The following is a 25,506-nucleotide window of genomic DNA, read 5'->3' as shown; positions in this document are numbered from 1 at the left end:
TCACGCAAGTTATTACCCAATATCTGGTTTTTGTGCACTCCCCTGAATTCAAAAAACCGGAACGCATCCGTCCCGGTCATTGTAGATATAGATCATATAGTAGATAGAGAATGCCTCCGACGATGATTATAAATGAGAAGATACCTGCCTTCCCAAAAAAGACGCGATCGACGGTTTCATCCCGTTCGAATCTTGGCTTCGTCATACAGTACCGCTCCCTTTAATAAGCTTGTAGTACTACATTTATTTCGACATCCACCATCCTATTCCTTGTTATGATCTGTCATTTCGTTCCATTTGCGAAATAAATCAATGTTTCGGTCTCATCTTCTGTCAACGACCGTCCTGTCTCTTCTGCATATAAGGTCCGCATATCCTTCAGTCGTCCTCCGGTCGCTTCCGTTACGTGAATGGCTCGACGCAATATCTGAACCTCTTTTTCAAATTCTGACTTCGGCATCGCTTCTCCATGCGACCAGATATAATAGTCGACCTCTAGAGGATCGAGCGCCGCTAATAAATGCGTCGTCCGTTCGACCGTATAATTCCATTTCGGCGAAAAGATATCAGCATACATCGCGTCACCCAAGAACACAACACGTTCTTCCGGGATGTAGACGAGTAGGCTTCCTGGAGAATGATCATTGTCAACTTCAATCAATTGGCACTGCACGCCGCCCAAATCAAGATCCAGTTGTCCTTCAAAGCCGATTGTCGGTAAGACGACTTCGATATCGCGCGTCGCACCATACTCAAGCTTGATCGCGTCCGCACAAAATGGAATCTCGATGCCTTGATCCATTCGTTCTTGTAATGCTTCATCCGTCCAAGCGTAGGGTTGCATCTCCTTCATATGCGTAATCGTTTGCTTAGTCGCGATCGACGGCAGACTAAGATGTTTCATGCCAAAAATATGATCCCAGTGCCAGTGGGTCAATGCCAATAAGTCAGGTGATCCAAGATTGTGTGTCTTCATTTCTTCTAAGAATAGTGCTGCATGAGCTGACGAGTTTCCCGCATCGATCATCAATTGATGCTTTTCTCCACGCACGACGGCGAGAATCGGGCGGTCCGTCTCGCTGACCGGTGTCTGATACCAAATCCGTGAAGTCAGTTGTTTGAAGTGTTGCATGCTCTACCTCCTTATCATCTGCCCTTAGTATACGTCATGACAAAACCGGGTTCATCTAGAAGACGAACCCGGTTTGGTTAGTTCTTATTTTTTAGCGTTTGGTCGAAACGGCCACCAGACCCCTTTACCAAACGATACCGTGATCGCTGGAATCAAGAGCGGTAAGACGATCAAACCATATAAGAGTAGACCTGTGATGACGATCGTCGCGATTTGAACGAGACTCAAGACACCAGACGGCATCATCGCCCCGAACGTTCCTGCAAGAATGATTGCTGCCGTGATGATGACAGATCCCATCTTTTTCATCGACAGGAACATCGCTTCCTTCGTATCAAGTCCGTTAATTGTCTCTTCCCGGAATCGGTCGAGTAAGAAGATCGAGTAGTCGATACCAAGGGCGATCAACATGACGAATCCGAAGAACGGAACGGCCCAACTGATACCGTCATATCCAAGTCCATTGACGAAGATCAGCTCTGCGATCGACATCGACGTATAATACGTCAGCAATAACGAACCGATCATGAACAACGGCATGATCAACGAACGGAACATGATTGCTAGAATCACGAAGAGACTGATCAGCATGACCGTCACTGTTCGTTTGAAATCGGCTTTCGACGTATCGTTTAAATCACTGTTGACGCTTGAAATCCCACCATATGCAACGGTGCTGTCTTCAAACGGTGTCCCTTTGATTGTCTTCGCTGTCGTCTCTTTGATGGCAGCGACCGTTTGAATCGCTTCCGGTGAATACGGATCATCTTCGAGAATGACTTCGAACTTCAATCCCGTCTGTTGATCGATTGCGTAACGATCAATCGCTGGTTTAAAGGCTTTATCCGACAGCGTATCTTTTGGAACGAACACACCAGTCCCCCGAATCGATGTCGCTTGTCCCATCTCGGTCAGAAGGTCGGAAATGTCTTCAAGACCACTTTCGATTTTCGTTAATCCTGCGTTTGCCTGACCGACACCATCCGCGAGTTGCGTCAACCCACTTCCGAGTTGACCCGCTTGCGCACCTTGAGACGCAATCCCACTTGCTGCTTGACTAATGCCAGCTTGAACTTGACTCAATTGACCAGACAAGGCATTTAATGTTCCAACAGTTTGCGGAATGTTTTGTGTCGACTGTAGACCTTGACCGACGAGCGTCAATTGTTGGTTGATCTGCCCAAGTCCGTCTGCTGCTTGTTGCAACTGACTCGCACCTGCTGAAGCCGCATCTCCTGCCGGTAGCTGTCCTGTAATCCCATTCAAATTATCTTCCACTGTCGTCAGACCAGACTGAACGTCCCCAAGACCTGCTGTTGCTTCTTTCATGCCATCAGCAACTTGTTTTAATTGACGATCGACGTAGAAATCGTTGATGACTTCGCCTGTCGGACGAGAAATCGAACGAACCGATTTGACCCCATCAATCTTCACCAGTTCACGACTGAGTTGTTCCGCATAAGGAACTGTTTTTTCAGTAATCAAATCATCATCACTCTTCAGGATGACATTGACCGGGAGCGACTCACCTGCCCCAAATCCATCCGAGATCGCATTGAGTCCTTTGACCGTCTCATACTTCGCACCAATCTCATCGACGGTATTGAACGAGAGGTCGTCATCATACGTAAAGAGTGTCGGGACCGTGACGATCGCAACGATGATCATCGCGAGCAGCGGACGACGAATCGACAAGCCACCATAATGTGCCCAGAGCTTGCTATCCTGGTGACTCGCTGCCTTCTTCGATGGCCAAAATAGCTTTTCTTTTAATGTGGCCATGAAGAATGGGACAAGTGTGAACAAGACAAGTAAGAGTACGGCAATCCCAACCGCAACGGCGACCGATGACTTAAAGATCGGGAAGTCCGCAAAACCGATCGCTGAGAAACCGACAAGAACAGCGAGACCACTGATGAGTAATGTACGCCCTGCTGTCTTATACGTATTGACGATTGCTGTCTCAACGTCATGTCCTGCCGTCAACTCTTCCTTGTACCGGCTCAGGAGCAAAATACAATAGTCCGTCCCAATCCCGAACAGGATGGCGACGAGGAAGATTTGCGTATAGTTCGATACCGGGAAGCCGAACCAATCGACGAAAAAGGCGACAAGTGATTGGCTGATCAGGTACGTAAACCCAACCGCAACGAGTGGAACGAACGGTGTGACGACTGAACGGAAGACGAGCAGAAGTAGTCCGAAAATCAATCCGACGGTAATCAGTTCCGTCCGCTTCAGTCCCTCTTGCGAGCTCGTATTAACGTCATCGTTGATTAACGCTTCACCCGTTAGATAAATCGTTTGATCCTTTGGTAAAAGATCCGTCCGGATTTGTTTTGCCAGTTTGACGATCTCTTCTTGCGAACCGTCGACCGTGATCGGTACAAGCACCGTTTTTTTGTCTTTTGAGACGAGTTGTCCTTCCGTCTCTTTGTTTTCAAACGGATCGAGTACATCCGTGACGGGACGATCGAGTGCTTCTAAATCCTTAACGATTTTCCCGATCGATGTGCGATCGGCATCGCTGACTTTGTCTTTGAGCGGAATGACAAGAGAAATCGTTTCTTCACTTGCCCCCGCTTTTTCTAAAATGTCAGCTGCCCGCTGTGAATCGGCATCATTTGCAAGCTGAATCGCACCTGCTTCTTCTGCTTGTTTAGCCAAGTTTGGTGCCGTAAATAGTAACCCTACCGTGACGATGAGCAATAACGCAAGAATTGCCCAACGCCATTTGACGATTTGTCGCATATCCGATTCTCCTCTTCCTTTAATTCTGTCTTTAGTCGTTCAACTGCAAAATCTCTTTAATCTTTTTGAAGGTTTCAATGAACTGGATGATTTCTTCTTCCTCGACCTTTCCTTCAATCAAATTCTCAAGATACGTATAAATTTCTTGCTCCGCTTCAGTTGCCACTAACCGACCTGATTCCGTCAACGAGATGTACTTCGTCCGGTGGTCATCTTCTCGACGTTCGACGATGACGAGACCTTTTTCCGTCAACTTTTTCAACCGGTTCGAGATGGCACTTTTGTGAACACCCTGCACTGCCGCGAGACGCCCGGACGAAATCGGTTCATATTTTCCGACGAGCTTCAACACATGAAGTTGCTCCGGTGAATACATTTGCCAAACGGGTGCTTCGACCGACTTCAACACACGTTCGGTTCCGTGGATCATTACTTCTTCAAACAGGAGGACTGCTTCACGTAAATTGTCTTTCATTTTTAGTTTACCCCCTAAACTTATGAAATTAGTTTAGCCCCTCAACTAGAAGGCTGTCAACTCTAAACTGTCACAACTTACCGATGCAGAACATGACCAGTTTCTGTATGATAAAGGAAGAGAGGAGCATGCTTATGTTGACTTTGTTTTGGATTGCGTTAGTAATCTGTCTTGTAGGTCTTGTCTTTACGTTACGGATTGCCAAGCAACCAGCAGAAGAAAAGTATGACCATAAAACTTCGGCCAAAAACATGTCTTGGATGTATTTTATTTTTCTTCCGATCATTTTGATTTTATTAGGCATCTTCTATTATTTTTTAACATGACATGAAACAGCACACATCGATTGATGTGTGCTGTTTTTTATCACTTCAAGGTTTTCGGACGGACGATATAGATATCGCATTTCGCATAACGGGAGATGTTTTCAGAGACACTCCCGATCATGATGCGTTCCATCGCATTCATCCCGACCGCCCCGCAGACGATCAACCCAGCACCGACACGTGGTGCGATGACCTTCGGAATCAATGTTTTGGGAGAGCCATTTTCGATGACCAGTTCAATTGTCTCGACGCCTTCTTCTCGTGCCCGCTTCTCGTAACGATCGAGCAGTCCTTGTGCATATTCCGTGACGTTTTGATCAATGAAACGCTTATTGGCACGTACATTAGCAAATGTCTGAATATCAATGACATGAGCGATGACGAGTTTGGCATGATCGAGTTTAGCGAATTTCACTGCCTTTTCAAAGGCAAGATCTGCCGTCTTTGATCCATCGACTGCCACTAAAATCGTATGATACTGGCTCTCCATCAAGCATCATCCTTTCTGCACGACTCTCTTACAGCATCCGGTCATTTTCATTTTCGAGGGCACGGTTTTCGTGATCGAGTTTCCGTTCTGCCTCGATTCCTTCTGGCTCTGTCTCCAAAATACTTTTTGGTTCCGGCGCAGGACGTGTTGCTCCTGCTTCGTCTGCTAACAGGACATACTCACCTTGTTGGACACGTAAGACATGTTGACGAATATCCGACTCCGGTAATCCGAGTTCCGTGAAGGCCGTTTGAATTTCCTCAGCCGAAGCCGGTTTGCCTGTAAATCGCTCAAACAGCGTTCGTTTACCGGAGACGAGTTGCGCCGCTGATTGTCCGCGTAACATCGCCATATCGGTCTTATCTTGCAATACAACGTATAGATCCTCTTCTAGATAACCTGCAAAATGTAAGTCTTCAATCTTACGAATCAAATCCGTCTCATTTTGATAGACACCAATCCATTGTTTTTTTCCCATGACATACGTCTCCCCCTTTTATAACAGCTATATGGGATATACCCCAAATTCGTCTAAAACATGACTAGGATGAAGAAGACTTCGGCGATGGCTGTCGAAAAAGACGTTGCCGTCTATAGAAGACGTAATAGCACAAGAGTAAAGCACATACGATCCCGGTTCCTGTTACGATTTGTTGCACAAGAACGAGGCGATCGTTAAAGAACAGTCCAATCAAATACCAAACGAGCGCGAGACCAAACACCCAGTCGGAATGAATGATGACAAACAAGAGTCCTCCGATAATCGCTACGACGAGTGCGAGCGTACTCCATTGCTGTTCGGAAAGACCAAATAGCGAAGTGAACTGAAAATCGGATAAGATCCGAAATGGTAAAATCAACAACATCGTACTCATCCAGGCGAGCAGGACTGAAATCGGAGAGCGCATCCAAGGCGAGCGTCGCGGATGGTGTTGAATTTTCATATAAACTAAGCACAGACTAATGAATGAAATCGTTGTCCAGACAAGTTCCCATGGTGGTCCGGTCATACTACTGACGCCAAGCGTCACGAGTGATAACGCGAGCCATCCTCCGATATCTTCAATCAGTTCTCGATCTGCAGGAAAGGCACGAACCGGTCGAATACACCAAATTAACAACGTCGTGAACACGACACCTGTAATCGCATCAAAAAAAGGTGCTGGAACAAGAGGCAACGTAGGAAGGGTGACCGGATTTGACCAAACGACGCGCGCTAGCAATGCAAAGAGGAATGTTCCTATATTCATGAGGCGTAAAAATGTTAAATACTGCATGTCCCTCTTCACCTCCTCGTTCATTCTGTTATTCAATTCCCGCTGCAAGAGGCAGAAAAACAAAAATGTCGCTTTGTTCTGTTGCCAAATTCCGGTACGATGAAAAGAAAAGGAGGAACACGAATGGAAGCATTTTTATTGCCCTATCAATACAACTTCATTCGGAATCAAGTCGATCTGTTACAACATCAATTCGCTGCCGTTCATGATCCGGATGTTCGTGATGCTGTCCGGTATAGTGCTGCTGAAAAGATATTTGATCTATTGCCCGTACTTACACCAGAACAGGAAGAGCTGTTGACGAACATTCGTGACGCTGAATCCGAACAAGATCTCCTCGCGTATTTAGAACATGTCGAACCGTTCGTCCAACCGTTTCCGAGCATTTCTGAATCACGGATCCGTCAGCTCTTCAAAAAAACGAAAAAGTTACATGTTCCGCCACTTCACTCCTTTGAATGGACTCACACGACGTTTTTAAGTTGGAACGATACCGGGAATCGAAAAAAATACTTCGTCTATCCTTTGGATGGTGAATGGATTGGCGTCGAGGGAACCTATCTGCCATCAATCCAAAAAGGAATCTGTGCGATTTGCCACACGTATAGTGATATCACACTCGTAACCGCAACGACACGTCGTTTAGCTGAACAGCACCAGACGATTGGTCATCATATGTGTATCGACAGCGATGCATGTAATCAAGCTGTGACGAATCCAGAAGTCATTGAAACGTTCTTAGCACGCACGCAAAAGAAATGATAGGCATCAAAAAACACGTTCGTATGACTGATCCACTTAAATCAGTATACGAACGTATTTTAGTGACATGACTTCATTTATATCTTTGTTACCGTTGAATCATGCATACAAAATTGATTCTTCCCGCGACGTTTTGCTTCATACATCGCTAGGTCTGCTTGCTCAATCAAGTCCGATCGCGAGGCTGCATGCGCCGGATAAATCGCTCCCCCAATACTTGCTGTCACCGGAAGTGGGATGATGCCATGGTGAAACGGCTGTCGAAACAAGGAAACGAGATGTTCTCCACACTGCACGACTTCTGCTTCTTGTTCAACGTCAAATAATAAGACGACGAATTCATCTCCACCTTGCCTTGAAATGACCGTATTAGGCGGTAGTTTCTTTTGTAAGCGTGCCGTGACGTCGATGATGAGTTGATCTCCGACACGATGTCCGTACGTATCGTTAATCTCTTTGAAGTGATCGATATCGATAAAGAATAAGCCGACTTGTCCTCCACTCGCTTCCGCCCGGTACAAGGCATCCTGGAACAGTCGGGCGAACAAATAGCGATTCGGTAATCCTGTTAAGGCATCGTGGTATGCCATGTGCCGCATCTCCTCCATGGCAGTTGCTAATGCTTCCGTTCGCTCTTCCACCTTCGCTTCGAGATTTTCGCGCAACCGTTGATTGTCAACAACGATCCGAATTTGACGGGAAATCAACAACGGTATCGCAATCATCAACCCAATCGTCAAACCGTTCCAACTAATCGTTTGCCGTGCCATCGTCACGAAAAGAATCAATAAGAATAAGTAAGGAGTGATCAAACGTAAGACATCGATCCATCTCCGTGTGACATCAAGCGTAATGAGAGACTCCTCAGCATCAAAACGATAAGTCGCAAGCCCGACAATCATGACAGTCGCCAACCATAACGGATCGAGCCAACTCGAAGGAAATGGATAATCAAATCGTTCGAGTACCACGTACAACAGATCAGCGAGTAACTGAAAATGAAACGCGAGTAGAATCAATAATAACGAGCCGCCATTGCCACGCTTCATCAAACCAAAGAATAAGACAATCATTCCGCCGAGCAATAATAAATCACCGATTGGATAACGAAGCCATAAAAGTGTTTCAATCGTCAGCAAGGCATTTGCTTCTAAATAAGGCGTCACTAAGTAGTGCCACGAAAGAGATCCAGCAACGACTAAGATGATGAACTCATCGAACAAAAAGACCCGCAAATTGACTTCTTGTCGTCGATTACGCAGGAAATAACCGAAAGCAATGATATAGATCAAGATTTGAAGACTGAAAATCAAGTCAATCCAATCAAACGGTTCCGTTCGTGTACGTCCTTGGAGAAAGTATAGGAGCTGTCCACATTCGCCGATACCAAGCATCGCATTAGCAAATAATAATAGAAGAAATAAGCGATAAGTAAAAGGGCGTCTTATCTGGCGTCGCTGTGCCCGCCAAATCAAATAGAGGGAGATCGTTACACCACCGATCGTGAACAGACTGTTGACGACTTGTCCGATTGCCGTATCCGTGCCCACATACGTCACCCAGCCGATATGAAACAGTAACCAGCCTATAACGACTCCCAGCCATTTCTCATACATGACGATTCCCCCTTTCCTTTTTTAACCATAGTTCGTTTGTCCTATAGGTATATCGGTTCAGGATTGCTGTTTATTCACTCTTTTTTTATTTTATTGAAATCTTTTTTGACAAGATTACTCGTTTTAAACATAAGAAAAAACCGTGCTCGCACCTAGCGGATTGAACACGGTTTAGTTGGAATGTATCCTAGTTCTTTAACTAGAACGTCGATTCTCTTCTGTCGACTCGATCGATTCACTTAAACTGAGCGGTAGCACGATGATGAAACGACTTCCTTTACCGACTTCAGATTCCACATGAATGACACCCTCATGTTCTTTGACGATTTCCTTACAAATCGATAACCCAAGTCCAGTCCCACCGATTCGACGTGTATCAGAATTATCGACACGATAGAATTTATCAAATAAATGGGCAAAGGCATGATGTGGAATCCCAATTCCTTCATCCTTCACTTCAATGATAGCTTGATCGTCTTTCGTATCGATCCAGACGTCAACACGCCCACCATCTGGAGAATACTTGATTGCATTGTTGATCAGGTTACTCATTAATTGTTTAATCCGGTCTTCATCTCCTAAAATGAATGGACGATCCGGGCTGAGCAATTGCAAATGGAGATCGTGTCGTTCACTTGAATCATCATACAAGGACATCACTTGTTCAGTCAGGCTAAATAAATCGAGATGTGCCATTTGGTATAACTGTCCACCTGACTGCATTCGTTGAACGTCTAAGAAGTCCGTGACGAGGTTTGATAAACGTTCCGTCTCGTTATGGATTGTCGCCAGATACTTCTGCTGTTTTGAGTCATCGATTTTTCGATTCAACATCAACTCTGTAAAACCATAAATCGACGAGAGCGGTGTTCGCAACTCATGCGATACGGTTGAGACGAGTTCTGTTTTGAGACGATCGGCTTCTGTTTCCCGGGTAATATCCCGTAAAACGAGAATGATTCCCTTCCATCCTCCGACGACGTCAATGCGTTCCGCGTAGACCTCCAGATGAGCCGTGTTGTTTCGAATATCAAATCGAACCTTTTCCGGTGAAATCTCACCGGAACGAATCAAATCTAGATACGTATTAAAAGCCTCGACATCATCCACCAACTGGCGCATCACATCGATGACATATTCACTCGATGGTAACGTCCGATCTACCGTGAATTCCGACTGAAGTTCTGGAATCAATTCAAACAAAGGTCGGTTGACATATAACTCTCCGTTTCCATCTTCAAGATAAATGATCGCTTCCCGGATGGAGTCCAATACTTGCTCTGTCTTTTCTTTTTCTTGACGCATCCCTTCATACGAACGCGTACGCAGGAGCGATAACGTCATCTGTTGTGCAAACTCGCGAATATCCGTTAACTGCTGTCCTTTATAGGCAGATTTATAACGAACCAGATAGATGGCTGCAATCAATTCATGCGTTTCCGGATCTTCAATCGGAATCGTCGCTTCATGCGTGCTGAATGAATACGGTTGGTCTTTTTGACGCGTGACTCGTTTTTCCGATTGGACGAATTCCATCTGCCGAACCGATCGATTGATGACGGACATCTCATCTTTTAGAAGGACTTTCAAATAATCCATCGTCATCCCCTTCGTTGTCGCACCTATGAACTGTCCTTCTTCATAGAGCAATAGAGCACCGTACTCCGAAGAGGTGATATCGATCATCTTTTGAACGATTGCCGGATACGATTCGACGGTTTCGCGAACAGCAAGCGCCTCTGTCAGTTCGCTACGTAATCGGAGCTTTTCCTCATTCTTTTTCGTCGTTTGATACGCTTCTTCGAGTTCTTCTTGTTGCGCTTGCAATTCTTCTTGTTGCGCGAGCAACTCTTCACTTTGCGCCTGCAACTCTTCATTTTTTCCTTGCATCGCATCCGTATGGGCATTTGTCGTCACGACCATCCGATTAAAGGCTGCGCGCAACAATCCGATTTCGTCTGGTCGTTGCTCGGCAGCTTTATCAATCTTAATCGGTTCTTTCCGTGCAAGTTTTTGATTATCGTCGATTAAGCGTAGTAATTGTCGTGTCATCCGGCGAAGAAACGGGTGCACGAAGAGAAGGATGAAGGCAATGAGAACAATAATACTCGAGATCCAAATCCATTGTGACTTCGCCACTTCACTCCGCAGTTCCCCAACAGCAGTTTCTTGTTGTTGGCTGAGATTCGTGCGGTATTCATCAAGTGCGGCAGATGCTTTTTCGATATCTGGCGTAATATCAATCGAACCGTCCGCTGTCGGCTTCAACCGTCCTTGTTCAACGAGTCGTTTCGCAATCGGTAAGGAAAACAGACTATCTCCTTGTAAAAAGTCCTCATTGATCCGATTCGCCTTTTTTTCATTGACGTAAGACTGGGTCAACGGGAACAAGGCGTCATAGTATAACTCATATAAATTCGTCATTTGCGCTGCGAATTCTTCTTCTTCATCCGTTTTGGCGTTTCGCATGAACCAATCTGTCTCACTTTTGATATCTGTTCGGAGCGCTTGGATTTCATCAAACCGTTCCTGATTACCAAAAATGACGAATCCGCGTAAACCGAACTGAACCCTTTGCCAATTGTCCCACAAATCATTGGCTCGGCGATTTTGTTCACTGATCGTCTCGAGATTCTGTTTTGATGTTTCGATTCGTCCTTCCATGTAGTCATAGACAAAGAACGAAGTAATCGATACTACGATCAGTACCGCATAAAAAACAGTCAGCAGTTGCCGACCGATTCGTCGCCGAATCCAATTCACCATGAATGTATCCTCCTCATCATTCGTTGAATGATGCTTTTTCATTTGTTTCTATAGATTTAATATAATAGAAACGCTTTCGAAGCAACAGCTAGGATATCCAAAAAAAGACCTTTTCTCGGAATGTACCCGAAAAAAGGTCTTTCTACCCTCTTACTTTTTCGCTTTCTTTACTGTCACAGATGTCACAGGACTGACTTGTCCACGTGTATTCTTAACGTAGACGGAAAGCTTCGCTTTTGCTTTTTGCTTCGGAATTTTGACAGAATAGTTGCCTTTTGCAGAAACCGTTCCTTTTCCGATGACTTTTTTCTTCGCATCTTTTACATAAACACTCAATTTCTTTTCAGCTGTCCCGGTTACTTTCGTTTGTCCAGCATAGACGGATTTCACTTTCGGTGCTGCTGGGGCTGGGAGGACTTTTACGATCGTCGGTTTACTTGTGCGTTTAGCAATATCCGTCACTGTGACGATCAAGCTTGAACCACCGACTTGTTTTGGTAATTTCGCACTAAAATGACCTTTTGCATCAACTTTTGCTGTGGCAATTTTCTTTTGTTTCGCATCTTTGACAGTAATCGTACCGCCAGCGAGAGCTGTACCTGTCATTTTCGTCGCACCAGCAAGAACTGGTTTGACCTTCGGTGCTTTTGGTGCTTTTCCTGGAAGGACTTCTGTCCGTTCCGATGTAACGTCTAATCCATTCGCATAGCGAACCGTCAAGACCGTCTTTTGATTTTGACGCGGAATCTTAACGCTGTATTTTCCTGCTTGAGCCGTTGTCGTAGCTAGCTTTTTGTTCGTTGTTGTTTCTTTACCATTCTTATCTTTCGTTACGAGTGCTGCCCATACTTCAACTTTCGTTCCTGTCTTGACTGTTCCAGAAACGAACAATTGGTTATCGTAGACGTCATTAACATTCCCGTTCAAGTTCAACTGAGAAATCGCACGTGGAATACTGACTTTTCCGTATCCAGAGACTGGGCTGACGTAAGCTGGGAATTCCGGTTCCATCTTCTCCCCGTCTTCATCTTCTTCGAAGTCGAACCAGTCGTTTGGATTTTCAAACGCAAGTGGTTCTGCACTCTTACGCAAAATCTGTTCGATTTGTGTTGGTGCCAGTTTCGGGTTCAGTGACTTCAAGATTCCCGCTACTGCTGCAACGTGTGGCGAAGCCATACTTGTTCCATCCATATACACCGTGTTACCGTCTGGAATTAAACTAGCGACTTTTGATCCTGGTGCCACGACGTCAAGTCCGATACCATAGTTCGAATAATCAGCAACCATTCCGAGTGGGTTCGTCGCTCCAACAGAAATCGCATATTCCGAGTTCGCTGGGTAACCGACCATCATGTCATAGTCGTTTCCTGAAGCCGCAACGACCGTAACACCATGATCTGCTGCATATTTCATCATATAAGCCATCGTCCGGCTCTCACCGCCACCAAGACTCATGTTGATGACTTTGGCGCCATGATCGACTGCATATTTAATCCCGAGTGCGATCGCGTCTGTTTCTCCTTCGCCGTTTGCATTCAAGACTTTAACCGGCAGGATTTGTGCCGATTGATGAATCCCTTGGATACCATAATCGTTGTTCATCGTTGCTGCGATGACGCCTGCCACGTGTGTTCCGTGACCGTTGTCATCAATCGCATCCCCGTCACCGTTGACGGAAACGTAGTTCTTTTCATTTGCGATATCAACTTTTCCTTGTAAGTCCTTCAAACGATAATCAACACCTGTATCGATGACTGCAATCTTCACAGGCGCTAACTTCTTCGAACCGAAACGTTGTTGGAACGCTTCAAAGCCAATTCCAACGTTATCAAATTGCTCAAAGACGGTCTTTTTATTGACAGCCCATTGATAATCGAAGTTGATATCATTCGTCGCCCGGTACGTCTGAACTTTTTCAACGTACTCGACCGCTGAAGAACGGTTGAGTGATTGTTTTAATGCTGCCGCTGATTGTCCTTTGACCGTTGGATCTTCCGTTACGATGACGAAGTCTCCCGCATTACCAAGGGATAAACGTTCCACATCATTTGCTTGAACACCTGCAATCTTCATCGAACGGTTCATCTTACCTGGTTTTAATTTAACGATGTAACGTGTCGCTTCTTTTGATTGAATGTTCATACCCATTGACTTGAATGTCTCGCTTAACGAACTACCACTTAATGTAGAGACATCCATTTTGTTGGCGTATCCATCAATCTCTTCCGCAATCACAGCAGGAGATGCGTCACGTGATAATTTGTAGAGACGATCGACAGCTTGTTGATCGGCTTTCGTCAACGTGTACGATGTTCCACGTACGAGTGCCTCCATTGCCGGCTTCAATGTTTTTAAATCTTCATATGCTTGTTGACGCTTCTCTTTATTGAATAAAAGCGTTTTGACGACGTAAGGAGACGCTTTGTAGTAAAGCGATGTTAAAGCACGTCCTGCATCCGATTGGCTCAACACTTGCTTTTGGATCGAGTGCATGAGTGCAAGCATCGGCTTTTCTTCTTTTGTTTGTTTGAGTGCTTCTTCTGCCATACAGCTGATGTCATTGATCGGCTCATACTCGACAGGCAATTTGACATTGTTATACGTCAATTTAACATGAGCAGCTTTCGTCGTCTTACCTTCTTCGATGTTCGGGTAATATTCGACTTTGACATAATACGGTCCATCCCATGCATATGGAACAGCTAATTTCGTCAGATTTTTTTCATCTGGCTCCGCTTCTGTCCGGTAACGATCAAACGTATCGTCTTCCGCAGCCATCGCTTCACTCGGATACGCCGTTACTTGAACAGGTTGATCCGTATCGATCGATAGTTCGAAGTGTGAAGCGGTCTTCTCTACACCCGCTTCATGGTTGACGCGGTACCAATATGTATTTTTTTCTTCCGTTCCTGTTTCAAGCGTCGTTTCTTGTCCTACTTTCAAGAGCGTTGCTTTAGCAAGGGCTGTTTCCGCCTTTGCTGTCGTAGGTCCTACTCCAAGCGTCAAAATCAGACAGCTCAGCATGACCCAAATCATCAGTTTCTTCACACATGTTCCTCCTTCAAGATGGATGTACTTTCTTGATTATAAACAGGATATGGATAAAATGGATATTTATTTTATGGATGTATCTTACAATTTTGAAAGGAAAGGCATCCGATGCATATGAGCACCGGATGCCTTTTAATGATTATTTAAAATCTGCTACATATTCACCGTATCCTTCTTGTTTCAAGTCCTCTTTCGGAATAAAACGTAAAGCGGCTGAGTTCATACAATACCGAAGCCCTGTTGGCTCTGGACCATCCGAGAAGACATGTCCGAGATGGGCATTTCCATGACGACTCCGGACTTCCATCCGTTTCATGCCGATTGAAAAGTCACTTTTCTCAATGATATTACCTGGCTCGAGTGGTTTCGTGAAACTTGGCCATCCTGTCTTCGAATCATATTTATCGTTTGATGAAAACAATGGTTCTCCAGAAATCAGATCGACATAGATCCCGTCTGCTTTCAAATCGTGATACGGATTATCAAACGCCGGCTCCGTTCCATCCTCTTGTGTCACTTTATACTGGATGGCAGTTAATTTCTTTTTGATTTCTGCGTCTGATAATTTTGGATAGGTTGGAAGATCAAGCTTTGGTTGATCATTCCAGTAACGGTTGATGAAGTCGTCGCGTCCAGAAGCTGCCCGGTAAAACTTATACTTTTTCTCACTCTTCAAATAGTAATCCTGATGATATGCTTCCGCTTCATAAAAAGGACCAGCCGCAATCAACGGTGTGACGATTTTATCATCGAAGATCTGTTGTTTCTCTAAATCCTGTTTCGATTGTGCTGCGATTTCTTTTTGTTTCTCATTCGTATAGAAAATAGCCGTCGTATAAGACTCACCACGGTCGACGAATTGACCATCTGCATCCGTCGGATCAATCTGGCGCCAGTAGACATCCAACAATTGCTTGTACGAGATGACGTTCGGATCAAATGTGATCAATACAGCTTCCCGATGACCTGTCGTCTCCGCTGACACTTGATTATACGTCGGATTTTCAACATCGCCGCCCGTGTAACCAGAAATGACGGATTTGACGCCTTTTAACCTTTCGAACGGTGGCTCCATACACCAAAAGCATCCGCCAGCTAAAATCGCCGTTTCTTCCGGTTGATAACTTAATTCCTTACTGCCGCTTGATTTTGCCTGCTGTTGCTGGAACACGAAGTATCCCCCGACCATGATGACGATGAGACCGATGACTGATACAATCGTCCACATTCGTTTCTTCATCTCCCTTCGCCTCCTTTATTTAGCTTACGTCGCATGACGTCTATTGGATGTTCTTTTATTTAACTGTACCGCGCTCATGCCGTCTTGTCGTAGCATGTGCTCAAACGGAGCACATTGGATCTTCCGGATTAAAGAAGTCCAATCAGGGAATAGACTATATATCAAATAACACCAGGAGGGGTATTTATGTTTGATTACACTGTAACGTCACATCACGATTTAGATCACGTCATGACTCAACTGAAGCAAGCTCTCTCCGAGGCATCGTTCGGTGTCTTATGGGAGTTTGATTTAGCAAACAAATTCGAAGAAAAAGAACTCTCTTTTAATGAAAGTTATCACATTTTAGAGGTATGCCAACCTAAAGAGGCGCACCGCGTCGTTTCCCATGACTTACGGGCCGGTTACTTTCTTCCATGTAAAATCGTCGTCTATACCGAAAAAGGACAAACGAAAGTCGGAATGCCAAAACCAACTGCCTTGATGGACTTAGCAGACGAGGCAGCACTTCAAACTGTCGCAAAAGAAGTCGAACATACGTTACGACACGTAATCGATCAAGCTACACAATAACAAAACGCTCTACCTGTACATTGTTTCGTAAAGGAAACATCATACAAGTAGAGCGTTCTTTCGTTCACAGGATGTCGATCCAAATCTTCACAGCTGTCGCTAAAATCAGGACAGCAAGAATGACTTGGAGAATCTTCGTGTTCATCTTCTTCCCGGCGATTGCGCCAAGTGGTGCTGCAATTAAACTAGCAACGACCATGATTGCCGCAGGACCCCAGTCGACTTGCCCGGTCGTGATTTTACCAACCGTTGCGCCGATCGACGAAATGAACGTGATCGCTAATGACGAAGCAATCGTCATCCGTGTCGGGATTTTCAAGAGGACGAGCATGATCGGAACGAGTAAAAAGGCACCTGCCGCACCGACGATTCCGGCTCCGACACCTACGATGAATGCCGATACCGCCGCAATGGTTTTGTTGAACTGGACCTGATCAAGTGGAATGTCGTCGATTCCCTTTTTCGGAACGAACATCATGATCGCTGCCGTTAACGCAAGAACACCATAGACGATGTTGATTGTGTCTTCAGCCAGGATATTTGAACCATACGCACCGATGAAGCTACCGATTAAAATCGATCCCCCCATGTAGACGATCAATGATTTATTCAAATAACCGCCTTTTCGGTAAGCCCAGACGCCACCAATCGTCGCAAAAAAGACTTGAATCGCACTGATTCCAGCAACCTCATGGGCAGAAAATGCTGCAAAGCCGAGTAGCGGCGGGATATACAATAACATCGGATATTTAATGATTGAACCGCCAATTCCTAACATTCCTGAAATGTAGGATCCGACAAATCCGATTAAGAAAATCGTCACGATAAAACCGAATTCCATCGTTTATCACTCCTTAAAAAAGAGAGCCGTAAATCAGCTCTCTTTTCGAAATTAACCTTTTTGAATCCAGAATTTTAGGACGCTTGCTTCTTCTTCATGTTTGACGAGTTCATGACCACCTGATGTCGCCCACGCCTGAAGATCGTTTTTTGCCCCTTTATCCGTTGCATGGACTTCAAGGATTTGACCTGATTCGAGTCCAGCGATGGCTTTTTTTGTTTTTACGATTGGCATCGGACAAGCAAGTCCTTTTGCGTCGAGTACGAGTTCTGATTTCATGTTGTATTCCTCCTGAATGATTTGATATTCGTTATACGTCGGTTTAGCGTACCGCACAGCGGTTCGGTCCGACTTCCATTTCCCGTTGTGTTTCAAGATCGGGTGTCTGTTTCCCCATGTTTGTTTCACGGATATCTTGATATGCGTTCGGTTGTGGCGGCAGGTTCTCTGTGACCATTTTCCGGAATGTTGCTTCATCGTCGATGTTGAGACCATGATTGTTCGCAAGCAAGATGCTTAATTTTTCCGCTACACTACCATCCGTGTTCAATTCTTCAATGATCATGAAATGTGCCGGTAAGACGATGAGTTCTGGTGAAAGATCACGATACGTGTTGTAGAGTGAATCGCGTAAGTCGCCGACCCAATCTTCCGCGAGACCGGCTAAATCCGGACGACCAATCGAGTCGATGAACAAGATATCACCCGTCAATAAATAACGCTGATCGACGATGAATGAAGTCGATCCAATCGTATGTCCCGGGGAATAAAGAGCGCGTACTTCAATCGCTGTATCCCCCACTTGAACCGTACTACCGTCTTCAAGTGGTGCATAATCGAATGTGACATCCGTCGCATCTTTTGGCGGCAACCAGTATGTCGCGCCTGTTTTTTCGGCGATGTCGCGTCCTCCAGAAATATGATCCGCATGAAGATGTGTATCAAACACATGCTTAATCGTGACGTTGCGTGATGCGGCATAATCCAAATACACATCTGTCATTCGTGTCGCGTCGATGAGTACGGCCTCTCCTTCTGAGATGACCATATACGAGAGACACCCTTTACCGATTCGAACGAACTGAACGACTTCGCCTTGATCAGTTCCTGTTTCGTTCAGCGTTCCGAGTGAAATCGGTTCTAGATGTTCACTCCATGCTTTCATACCGCCTGACAGATACGATACGTCTCGTCCTGCTTCTTCTAGCATATCGGCGACGAAAATCGATGAACCTTCTTTTGCGCAAACGACGAGAACATCCTGATCCGTCGGAAGCTGATCGAGAATCTCCTCGACACCATCCAACAATTCAAAATACGGAATGTTGAGGTACTTGAAGTTCTCTCCTTCGATTTTCCAATCTTGAAACGCATCCTCATTCCGGACATCTAAGATGAACAGAGACTCACGTCCAATGATTTTTTTTGTAACTTGTGCGGCTGTCATTGCTTGTGCCATATCTACTCGTTCCTCCTCTACTTTACGCTGTTGTATTATTTCGCTGAAACGAGTGTCGTCGTCTCAGACGCCCATTCCTGCATACCCGGTACGACATTGTGGACCGTATACCCCTTGTCACTGAGCTGTCGGCATGCCATGTCACTTCGGCTACCTGTCCGGCAGATGACATAAATCGTCTGATTTGAATCCAGTTCTGCATGGCGTGTCTCCAGTTCGCCTAACGGAATATTGATGGCTCCCGGTACATGGGCGAAGGCATATTCTGCTTGTTCACGAACATCAAGTACCGTGATCGAGTCGTCTTGACGTGCTGCTTCGACTGTTGCGTTATCGACGGTTTGAGCGAATGCTGCTGGTTCCGTGACATCACCTGTTGATTTCCGAACGTAATGACGGAGCACTTCGCCTTCTTCAATCGTGCCTAAATAATGATTGCCGGTGCTGTTTGCCCAGGCACGGAGATCTGCAGTTGATCCTTTATCCGTCGCCTGGACTTCGATGACTTGTCCAGGTTCTAACGTCTTGATCGTTTTTTTCGTCCGAACGATCGGCATCGGACAAGCGAGACCTTTAGCGTCCAATACGATATCTGATTTAATCCTAGTCATACAATTCGCTCCTTTACGGTGTGGGGTATTATTTTGTTTCGCCTTCGTACGACATCATGCCGCCATCCATGTTCGTCACGTCATATCCTTGTCCTTCGAGATATGTCGTTGCGCGACCACTGCGCGCACCAGAACGGCATACCATGACATACTCTTTTTTCTTGTCGAGTTCGTTCACCTTGAATTCAATCAATCCAAGTGGAATATGGATCGCTCCCGGAATCATTCCTTCTTTGACTTCATCGACTTCCCGGACATCAATGACGTTCAGTTGTTCACCACGTTCGATTTTTTCCTGTACTTCTGTTGCTGTCATGCGTTTCATGTTCAATTCCTCCTCTTGATTCGATTTAGCGCCAGGCATTCATTCCGCCACGGACTTCCGTGACATTTGAATAACCAGCTTTTTTTAGTACTTTGACGGCTTGTTTGCTTCGCATCCCGCTTTGACAGATGACGAGAACTTCTTTGTCTTTCGGGATTTGATTCAGCTGACTGTTTAGCGTTTGTAACGGAATGTTCTTAAATCCTTTGATGTGATTGCCTTTGAATTCTGCCGGTGTCCGAACATCGAGATAAAATCGTTTGCGGTCGTTTAGTAACGGCTTCAGTTCCGTGGTCGACACTTGCTTGACGCCTTTTGTTGGGGCGAACATCTTATAAGCAAGATAGCCGACGACGAGCAACAAGATAATCGATAGTACATCCATGCGTCATTCCTCCTTCAGATCATTAGATGAATAGATTGACGTTTCCGTTCTCCGCATCGGCGAGGTAGGCGGCAACACCTGCATACTCAATCCCGTCGTGTAATTCTTCCTGTTTTAAACCGAGTAAATCCATCGTCATCGTACAGGCGACGAGTTTGACATCCTGTTCTTTCGCTAATTCAATTAAGTCTGGAAGTGGCATCGCATTGTGCTTCTTCATGACGTTTTTAATCATTTTTTGACCTGCACCACCGAAGTTCATTTTCGAGAGTGGCATCTTATCAGCACCGCGTGGCATGAACTTACCGAACATCTTCTCAAGGAATGTTTTATCCGGCTGGATCGGTTCATCCTTACGCATCGCATTCAAACCCCAGAAGGTATGAAAAATCGTGACTTCGTGATCGTATGCGGCTGCACCGTTGGCAATGATATAAGCTGCCATGACTTTGTCGTACTCTCCACTAAATAAAACGATGGTTGTTTTTTTCGTATCTGACATGAACGTAATTCCTCCAAGTTTTTACCCTAAGGGGTATATTAATTCGTAAAAAATTTTATCTGCTTTTCATTAAGAGTTGAACAGCCTCTGCAACGGCTTGTTCATGATTTTCCGTCGCATCATCCTGACGGACACAGTCGATCAAGTTTTCACTGACGACAAGACCGATGACGCGATCGATTGCACTACGTGTCGCGCTCAGTTGTGTGACGACATCCTTACAGGACGCCTCTTCTTTCATCATTCGAACGATTCCGTGGATTTGTCCTTCAATCCGATTCATCCGATGAATGATGCGATCTTCATAACCGTTTTCCATATGAAGTCCATCTCCTTTTTTAAATGTGACATGCGTCATACCTCGTTGGTACATTTCATACAATAATACCTATAGGGGTATAAGTCAACAGAAAAGATTTCCGATTTTGTCGCCATTGTAGAACGTCCGGAAATCTTTTTGCATTTAACCTTTCCAATTCGCCTGTAAAAAAGTGATCCAATGTTCTGCAAGGCGAGTCGGCATCTTCTCTGGTAACAGATAACGAAACGTTCGTTTAGAAATCCCTTTCGCATGAAGCGTAAAGGACTCGAACGGGAAAGACGTGACGAGTCGTTCCGACAAGGCTGCAATGCCACTCCCATTAAAAACAAGTTGACGCACTAAATAGTTGGCATCGACTGTAATCGTTCGTGCGGGAACGATCGACGAAGCATCTAGCCAACGATCGAGCGCATAGCGGGATGCAGATCCTTCTTCACGAACGATCCACGTTGCATCTTTTAACGAAAGGTGGGACGCACCCATGATGTGCAGTTGATCTTTCGCAAAGACGATTTGTTTGATTCCATCAAGTGTCAGTTCTCCTTCGATCATCCCGAGATCAATCTCACGATGTCGTAAAGCTGCTGCCACTTGATCATGGTTCATTAACTGGATATCTAGTGATACCTTAGGATGAACGCTTGAAAACAGATGAATCATGTTATCGAGCAACATTTCGTGAATCGTATGCGTTGCTCCGATCCGTAAGGTTCCGCGGAAGACACCTTCCGATTCATCCAGCTGGGACTGCATCTGTTCGAGCTGGAAAAGAATTTCTTTTGCATGGCGATAGACAATCCAGCCCATTTCCGATACCTCGACCCCTATTGTGAATGAATCACGTATTAACAATGAATGTCCGATCTCTTCTTCTAGTCGTTTGACGTGAACACTGACCGTCGGTTGCGACAGAAATAACTGTTCCGCTGTTTTCGTAAAGTGACGTGTTTCAACGAGTGTGACGAACGTTCTCAGTTCAGTTAATTTCAACAATACCCCTCCTTATTACATTTCATAATCATTTATATATAATTAATTCATTTTTATAATCTGGTATTCCTCTTTCATACTCAAGGTATCACGTATTAGAAAGAAGGACTGTTTCATGATGTATATCTCATTTATTTTGTTAGGAGCAACCATCGGCATACTCTCTGGCTTTTTCGGAATCGGCGGCGGCATCATCCTGACCCCACTGTTATTGATTCTCGGCTATGAAGCCAGCACCGCGATCGTCCTCAGTCTGTTACTGACACTCGGATCGACTGTGACCGGCACGCTTTCACATCTTCGATTAAAAACATTCCGTTTTCGTGATGCCGGGATTATTGGTCTGTCCGGCATCATCGGTTCTGCGTTGATTACACCAGTCGTCTTTTGGCTCGAGCGTCATGCTGGTGCTGATGTCGTCTTATCGAGTCTCTACATCGTTTTACTGATTGGTTTTTCGATTCAGTTCCTTCGTCCCCGTTCAAAGGAACGTTCGTCTTTTCCCGTCCATGATGCTTCGATCGTAAAGCTCGCTGTCATCGGACTTGCTGCCGGAATCCTCTCGTCATTGATGGGTGTCAGCGGTGGATTCTTGTTGACACCGCTCTTGCTCGCCTGGGTTCGCTTCCCGCTCAAACAAGCAATCGGAACGAGTATCGCCTCTGCGACATTGATCGTTCTTGGAGGAGTGACGAGTTATATTGCTTCCGGAACCAGCGCTCCGTTATCACTCGGGATTGCTTTAATCATCGGTGCGTTCATCGGCTCACCACTCGGCGCGTCACTCTTGCATCGCTTCAATGAACCGTTCGTTCAAAAGACGTTAGGAATCTTTTATGGTGTCGTCGCCTTAAGCGTCATCGTCAAAGTGTTCGGTCTTCCTTATCTGTCACTCGTCTTACTCGCTTTGTTCACACTCAGCCTGTTGAGCGTCTTCGGTTACCGGATTCTTAAAACGGCCTAAATGAAAAAGCAGCTGACGATGTGTCAGCTGCTTTTATACGTGCTCGATCGTTAACGCACGCTTTCTTCTTTGATTTTTTGTGGTTTCATGATTTTTGCCTCTTTTTTCTGACGCATGCGTTCCGCATTCATCAATCCCCCTAACATCAAGACGACAGCAGATAAATAGAACCATGTCATCAAGACGATGATTCCGGCAAGCTGACCGTAAAGACGATCGTAACTCCCGAACTCAGCATAGTAAGAGAAGAATTCCGAAACGACTTGCCAAGCGATCGTCGCAAAAATGGCTCCAGGGAGTACTTGACGAACCGTTAGTCGGACACTCGGTAAAATCCGATACAATAAGATGAAAAAGACAAGTAAGAACAACGTCCCGAGTCCCCAGCGGAATAAGAACCAGATCCACGAATAGTTCGTCACGAAATCAGCGACGATTGCAAAGTGGTTGATGAAACGCCGTGTTAACTTTTCTGAAATCGGAACAATCAATGAAATCGGTAAGATGATCATCATCCCGATCGTAAAAGCGAAGTCTTGCAACAGTCCGCGCCAGAATGGCGCTTTTCGTGTCACTTCGAGCGCATCGTTTAGCGAGCGGACAAGTGACTGGACCGACATCGAAGCAAGCCAAAAGGCGGCGAGAAAACTGATCGAGGCAAGTTTGAATCCTCCTTGATCAAAAATTCCAACGACGTTCCGCTGAATCAAATCGTACGTTTCTGCCGGAGCAAACGGTCGAATTAAATCCAGCACGTTATCGGACGTAAACGGTAAGAACGAGACGATCCCAACTACGAATAATAAGAACGGGAATAAGGACAACATCAGATAATAGGCGAGCTGAGCCGATTTATCAAAAAAGGCTTCACCAAAAAAACGGGCAAATACAGGTTTGATTAAAGACATACAAATTTCCTCACTTTCAACTAATTCTCTACACTATCCCCCATTTCATACCTCCTTTAAACTTTTGGAAGTCTTTTGAACTTATAACAACCTTATACATCATTCAAGTTTGGCGCTTCGGTTCTGCGCAGGGTACACTAGGAACAGAGATTGTATCGTGCTTGTTTTTCAGAAAGGATTTCGATTCGTGTACTCACTCATTCAAACCGAAGCAGAACGCTTCTTTACTTCTTATATAGAGCAATACCCCGAAATGGCCGGACGTCAGCAAGAAGTCATCCGTTCGATTGAAACAACAGGAACGTACGAACAGACGGCTTCCGAGCTAGCGTTCGGTGCCAAGCTCGCTTGGCGGAACAGTAACCGCTGTGTCGGACGTCTCTTTTGGGAACAACTCCATGTCTTTGACGCGCGGGATGCGTTGACCGTTGAAGCGGTCCGCGACGCGTTATTTGAGCATATCCGGTTCGCGACGAACGAGGGACGAATTCGCTCGACGATCACGATTTTCCATCCGACACGTGTCCGACTGCATAATCACCAACTGATTCGCTACGCTGGTTATGAGACCGTAACAGGAATCATCGGTGATCCGGCTTCGATCCAACTGACGCGACAATGTGAAGCACTTGGCTGGACCGGAGCGCGTACACCCTTTGATATTCTGCCCCTCTTGATTGAACTCGATGGACAAGTCAGCCTGCATCCGATTCCAGATGAGCTCGTACTCGAAGTCAGCATCACACATCCTGACTATGATCTGTTCGGTGGTCGCGAAGTCCGCTGGTATGCTGTGCCGATGATTTCTGACATGCAGCTTGAAATCGGTGGCATCGTCTATCCGTGTGCCCCGTTCAACGGATGGTACATGGGAACAGAAATCGGGGCTCGTAACCTTGCCGATACGTATCGTTACGATCTGTTACCGCTCGTCGCGACACAACTCGGTCTGAATACTTCGCGTGAACGTTCGCTTTGGAAAGACAGAGCGCTCGTCGAACTGAACGTTGCCGTACTCGAATCGTTCGAACGTGCCGGTGTTACGATTGTCGATCACCATACGGCTGCCAAACAGTTCGCTCGTTTTGAAAAAAACGAAGCGGCATGCGGTCGTGATGTCACCGGGGAATGGTCCTGGCTCGTGCCACCGATGAGTGGGGCAACGACGCATATGTTCCATAAGGATTACGACCCGGAAATCAAACGACCGAACTTCTTTCCAAAATCAACACAAACAGCACCTGTGACCGGCTGTCCGTTTCACCAAGGAGCACTGAAATGAATTATGTCGAACAGTTACGTCAAAAAATCGGTCATGACCCAGTCATTCTCGTCGGTTCCGTCGTCCTCGTCGTACAAAATGAACACATTTTGCTCGAACAAAGAAACGAAACACAAGCCCGCTTTGGTTTACCAGGAGGATTGATGGAATGGGCCGAATCACCGGAAGAGACCGCGCGTCGAGAGCTTAAAGAAGAGACTGGCTTAGAGGTGGAACGATTAACGTTACTCGATGTCTACTCCGGTCCGCAGTACGTGACGACGTTAGCGAACGGAGACGTCTTTCAAAGCGTCACCCTCGCCTATATCGGTGAACATCCGATCGGAATGTTAAAACAAAGTGATGAAAGTATCAAGCTTCAGTTCGTACCGCTTGATGACTTACCTGATCATTTAGTCGGCTCTCACGCTCGAATGATTGAAGACTACAAAAACCGCCGCTAAATGAATAGCAGCGGT

Annotated in this window: 27 protein-coding genes; 6 read left to right on the top strand and 21 right to left on the bottom strand. The window is 45.6% G+C overall.

Going from position 1 to position 25,506, the window contains the following annotated elements:
* Positions 1 to 76: 76 nt before the first annotated feature.
* The 4 genes from K7G97_RS17440 to K7G97_RS02150 all read right to left on the bottom strand — a co-directional run bounded on the left by K7G97_RS17440 (position 77) and on the right by K7G97_RS02150 (position 4,358).
* Positions 77 to 205: a hypothetical protein gene (locus K7G97_RS17440; protein ID WP_262415782.1), complete on the bottom strand. Its 129-nt coding sequence runs from the start codon at positions 203 to 205 to the stop codon at positions 77 to 79.
* A gap of 78 nt (positions 206 to 283) precedes the next feature.
* On the bottom strand, positions 284 to 1,132 hold the full coding sequence (locus K7G97_RS02160; protein ID WP_223041266.1) for an MBL fold metallo-hydrolase: 849 nt from the start codon (positions 1,130 to 1,132) through the stop codon (positions 284 to 286).
* Positions 1,133 to 1,216: 84 nt separating this feature from the next.
* Positions 1,217 to 3,883, bottom strand: coding sequence for an MMPL family transporter (locus K7G97_RS02155; protein ID WP_223041265.1), 2,667 nt, complete (start codon positions 3,881 to 3,883; stop codon positions 1,217 to 1,219).
* 31 nt (positions 3,884 to 3,914) lie between these two features.
* Complete coding sequence (locus tag K7G97_RS02150) at positions 3,915 to 4,358, bottom strand: MarR family transcriptional regulator (protein WP_223041264.1); 444 nt, start codon at positions 4,356 to 4,358, stop codon at positions 3,915 to 3,917.
* Between the two features lie 128 nt (positions 4,359 to 4,486).
* Here K7G97_RS02150 and K7G97_RS02145 point away from each other — a divergent pair, with 128 nt between their 5' ends.
* Positions 4,487 to 4,684 (top strand): hypothetical protein, encoded by a 198-nt coding sequence (locus K7G97_RS02145; protein ID WP_023466956.1) that lies wholly within the window; start codon positions 4,487 to 4,489, stop codon positions 4,682 to 4,684.
* Between the two features lie 40 nt (positions 4,685 to 4,724).
* Here K7G97_RS02145 and K7G97_RS02140 read toward each other — a convergent pair whose 3' ends face one another.
* From K7G97_RS02140 to K7G97_RS02130, 3 genes are all read right to left on the bottom strand, one after another.
* Positions 4,725 to 5,174 carry a universal stress protein gene (locus tag K7G97_RS02140; protein ID WP_223041263.1) on the bottom strand — a complete coding sequence of 150 codons (450 nt, stop codon included), beginning with the start codon at positions 5,172 to 5,174 and terminating at the stop codon, positions 4,725 to 4,727.
* Positions 5,175 to 5,202: 28 nt separating this feature from the next.
* Positions 5,203 to 5,652, bottom strand: coding sequence for a general stress protein (locus K7G97_RS02135; protein ID WP_223041262.1), 450 nt, complete (start codon positions 5,650 to 5,652; stop codon positions 5,203 to 5,205).
* A 64-nt stretch (positions 5,653 to 5,716) separates the two neighbouring features.
* On the bottom strand, positions 5,717 to 6,451 hold the full coding sequence (locus tag K7G97_RS02130) for a hypothetical protein (protein WP_223041261.1): 735 nt from the start codon (positions 6,449 to 6,451) through the stop codon (positions 5,717 to 5,719).
* A 123-nt stretch (positions 6,452 to 6,574) separates the two neighbouring features.
* On the opposite strand from K7G97_RS02130, the gene K7G97_RS02125 reads away from it, so the two are divergent.
* Positions 6,575 to 7,213 carry a FusB/FusC family EF-G-binding protein gene (locus tag K7G97_RS02125; RefSeq protein WP_223041260.1) on the top strand — a complete coding sequence of 213 codons (639 nt, stop codon included), beginning with the start codon at positions 6,575 to 6,577 and terminating at the stop codon, positions 7,211 to 7,213.
* A 77-nt stretch (positions 7,214 to 7,290) separates the two neighbouring features.
* Here K7G97_RS02125 and K7G97_RS02120 read toward each other — a convergent pair whose 3' ends face one another.
* The 4 genes from K7G97_RS02120 to msrB form a co-directional block, all read right to left on the bottom strand.
* Entirely contained in the window at positions 7,291 to 8,829 is a 1,539-nt protein-coding gene (locus K7G97_RS02120) for a GGDEF domain-containing protein (protein ID WP_223041259.1), read from the bottom strand.
* Between the two features lie 195 nt (positions 8,830 to 9,024).
* Positions 9,025 to 11,595, bottom strand: coding sequence for a HAMP domain-containing sensor histidine kinase (locus K7G97_RS02115; RefSeq protein WP_223041258.1), 2,571 nt, complete (start codon positions 11,593 to 11,595; stop codon positions 9,025 to 9,027).
* 150 nt (positions 11,596 to 11,745) lie between these two features.
* Positions 11,746 to 14,643: a S8 family peptidase gene (locus K7G97_RS02110; protein WP_223041257.1), complete on the bottom strand. Its 2,898-nt coding sequence runs from the start codon at positions 14,641 to 14,643 to the stop codon at positions 11,746 to 11,748.
* A gap of 142 nt (positions 14,644 to 14,785) precedes the next feature.
* Positions 14,786 to 15,886 (bottom strand): peptide-methionine (R)-S-oxide reductase MsrB, encoded by a 1,101-nt coding sequence (gene msrB, locus K7G97_RS02105; RefSeq protein WP_223041256.1) that lies wholly within the window; start codon positions 15,884 to 15,886, stop codon positions 14,786 to 14,788.
* Positions 15,887 to 16,072: 186 nt separating this feature from the next.
* Here msrB and K7G97_RS02100 point away from each other — a divergent pair, with 186 nt between their 5' ends.
* Positions 16,073 to 16,459 carry a DUF302 domain-containing protein gene (locus tag K7G97_RS02100; RefSeq protein WP_223041255.1) on the top strand — a complete coding sequence of 129 codons (387 nt, stop codon included), beginning with the start codon at positions 16,073 to 16,075 and terminating at the stop codon, positions 16,457 to 16,459.
* Between the two features lie 64 nt (positions 16,460 to 16,523).
* Here K7G97_RS02100 and K7G97_RS02095 read toward each other — a convergent pair whose 3' ends face one another.
* The 9 genes from K7G97_RS02095 to K7G97_RS02055 form a co-directional block, all read right to left on the bottom strand.
* Complete coding sequence (locus K7G97_RS02095) at positions 16,524 to 17,300, bottom strand: sulfite exporter TauE/SafE family protein (RefSeq protein ID WP_214772119.1); 777 nt, start codon at positions 17,298 to 17,300, stop codon at positions 16,524 to 16,526.
* 51 nt (positions 17,301 to 17,351) lie between these two features.
* Positions 17,352 to 17,579 (bottom strand): sulfurtransferase TusA family protein, encoded by a 228-nt coding sequence (locus tag K7G97_RS02090; RefSeq protein WP_029343316.1) that lies wholly within the window; start codon positions 17,577 to 17,579, stop codon positions 17,352 to 17,354.
* Between the two features lie 43 nt (positions 17,580 to 17,622).
* Complete coding sequence (locus K7G97_RS02085) at positions 17,623 to 18,759, bottom strand: MBL fold metallo-hydrolase (protein WP_064300580.1); 1,137 nt, start codon at positions 18,757 to 18,759, stop codon at positions 17,623 to 17,625.
* 35 nt (positions 18,760 to 18,794) lie between these two features.
* Positions 18,795 to 19,370 carry a sulfurtransferase TusA family protein gene (locus K7G97_RS02080; protein WP_064300579.1) on the bottom strand — a complete coding sequence of 192 codons (576 nt, stop codon included), beginning with the start codon at positions 19,368 to 19,370 and terminating at the stop codon, positions 18,795 to 18,797.
* Positions 19,371 to 19,398: 28 nt separating this feature from the next.
* Positions 19,399 to 19,695, bottom strand: a complete 297-nt coding sequence (locus K7G97_RS02075) for a rhodanese-like domain-containing protein (protein ID WP_223041254.1) — start codon at positions 19,693 to 19,695, stop codon at positions 19,399 to 19,401.
* A 25-nt stretch (positions 19,696 to 19,720) separates the two neighbouring features.
* On the bottom strand, positions 19,721 to 20,080 hold the full coding sequence (locus tag K7G97_RS02070; protein ID WP_047391640.1) for a rhodanese-like domain-containing protein: 360 nt from the start codon (positions 20,078 to 20,080) through the stop codon (positions 19,721 to 19,723).
* Between the two features lie 22 nt (positions 20,081 to 20,102).
* Entirely contained in the window at positions 20,103 to 20,582 is a 480-nt protein-coding gene (locus K7G97_RS02065; protein WP_023466937.1) for a DsrE/DsrF/DrsH-like family protein, read from the bottom strand.
* A gap of 55 nt (positions 20,583 to 20,637) precedes the next feature.
* Entirely contained in the window at positions 20,638 to 20,901 is a 264-nt protein-coding gene (locus K7G97_RS02060; RefSeq protein WP_023466936.1) for a metal-sensitive transcriptional regulator, read from the bottom strand.
* A 144-nt stretch (positions 20,902 to 21,045) separates the two neighbouring features.
* Positions 21,046 to 21,894 carry a LysR family transcriptional regulator gene (locus K7G97_RS02055; protein ID WP_223041253.1) on the bottom strand — a complete coding sequence of 283 codons (849 nt, stop codon included), beginning with the start codon at positions 21,892 to 21,894 and terminating at the stop codon, positions 21,046 to 21,048.
* Between the two features lie 115 nt (positions 21,895 to 22,009).
* Here K7G97_RS02055 and K7G97_RS02050 point away from each other — a divergent pair, with 115 nt between their 5' ends.
* Positions 22,010 to 22,858 (top strand): sulfite exporter TauE/SafE family protein, encoded by an 849-nt coding sequence (locus K7G97_RS02050; RefSeq protein ID WP_223041252.1) that lies wholly within the window; start codon positions 22,010 to 22,012, stop codon positions 22,856 to 22,858.
* A gap of 50 nt (positions 22,859 to 22,908) precedes the next feature.
* Here the strand turns inward: K7G97_RS02050 and K7G97_RS02045 are convergent, their stop codons facing one another.
* Complete coding sequence (locus tag K7G97_RS02045; RefSeq protein ID WP_023466934.1) at positions 22,909 to 23,766, bottom strand: YihY/virulence factor BrkB family protein; 858 nt, start codon at positions 23,764 to 23,766, stop codon at positions 22,909 to 22,911.
* A gap of 187 nt (positions 23,767 to 23,953) precedes the next feature.
* On the opposite strand from K7G97_RS02045, the gene K7G97_RS02040 reads away from it, so the two are divergent.
* Both K7G97_RS02040 and K7G97_RS02035 read left to right on the top strand, forming a co-directional pair.
* Positions 23,954 to 25,048: a nitric oxide synthase oxygenase gene (locus K7G97_RS02040; protein ID WP_223041251.1), complete on the top strand. Its 1,095-nt coding sequence runs from the start codon at positions 23,954 to 23,956 to the stop codon at positions 25,046 to 25,048.
* Positions 25,045 to 25,491: an NUDIX hydrolase gene (locus tag K7G97_RS02035; protein ID WP_223041250.1), complete on the top strand. Its 447-nt coding sequence runs from the start codon at positions 25,045 to 25,047 to the stop codon at positions 25,489 to 25,491. The genes K7G97_RS02040 and K7G97_RS02035 overlap by 4 nt, the downstream gene beginning before the upstream one ends.
* The last annotated feature ends 15 nt before the right edge of the window (positions 25,492 to 25,506 follow it).

It is taken from the genome of Exiguobacterium acetylicum (genome assembly GCF_019890935.1).
In the GTDB taxonomy this organism is placed as follows: Bacteria; Bacillota; Bacilli; order Exiguobacteriales; family Exiguobacteriaceae; genus Exiguobacterium_A; species Exiguobacterium_A abrahamii.
This window is presented reverse-complemented; position numbering and strand designations above follow the sequence as displayed.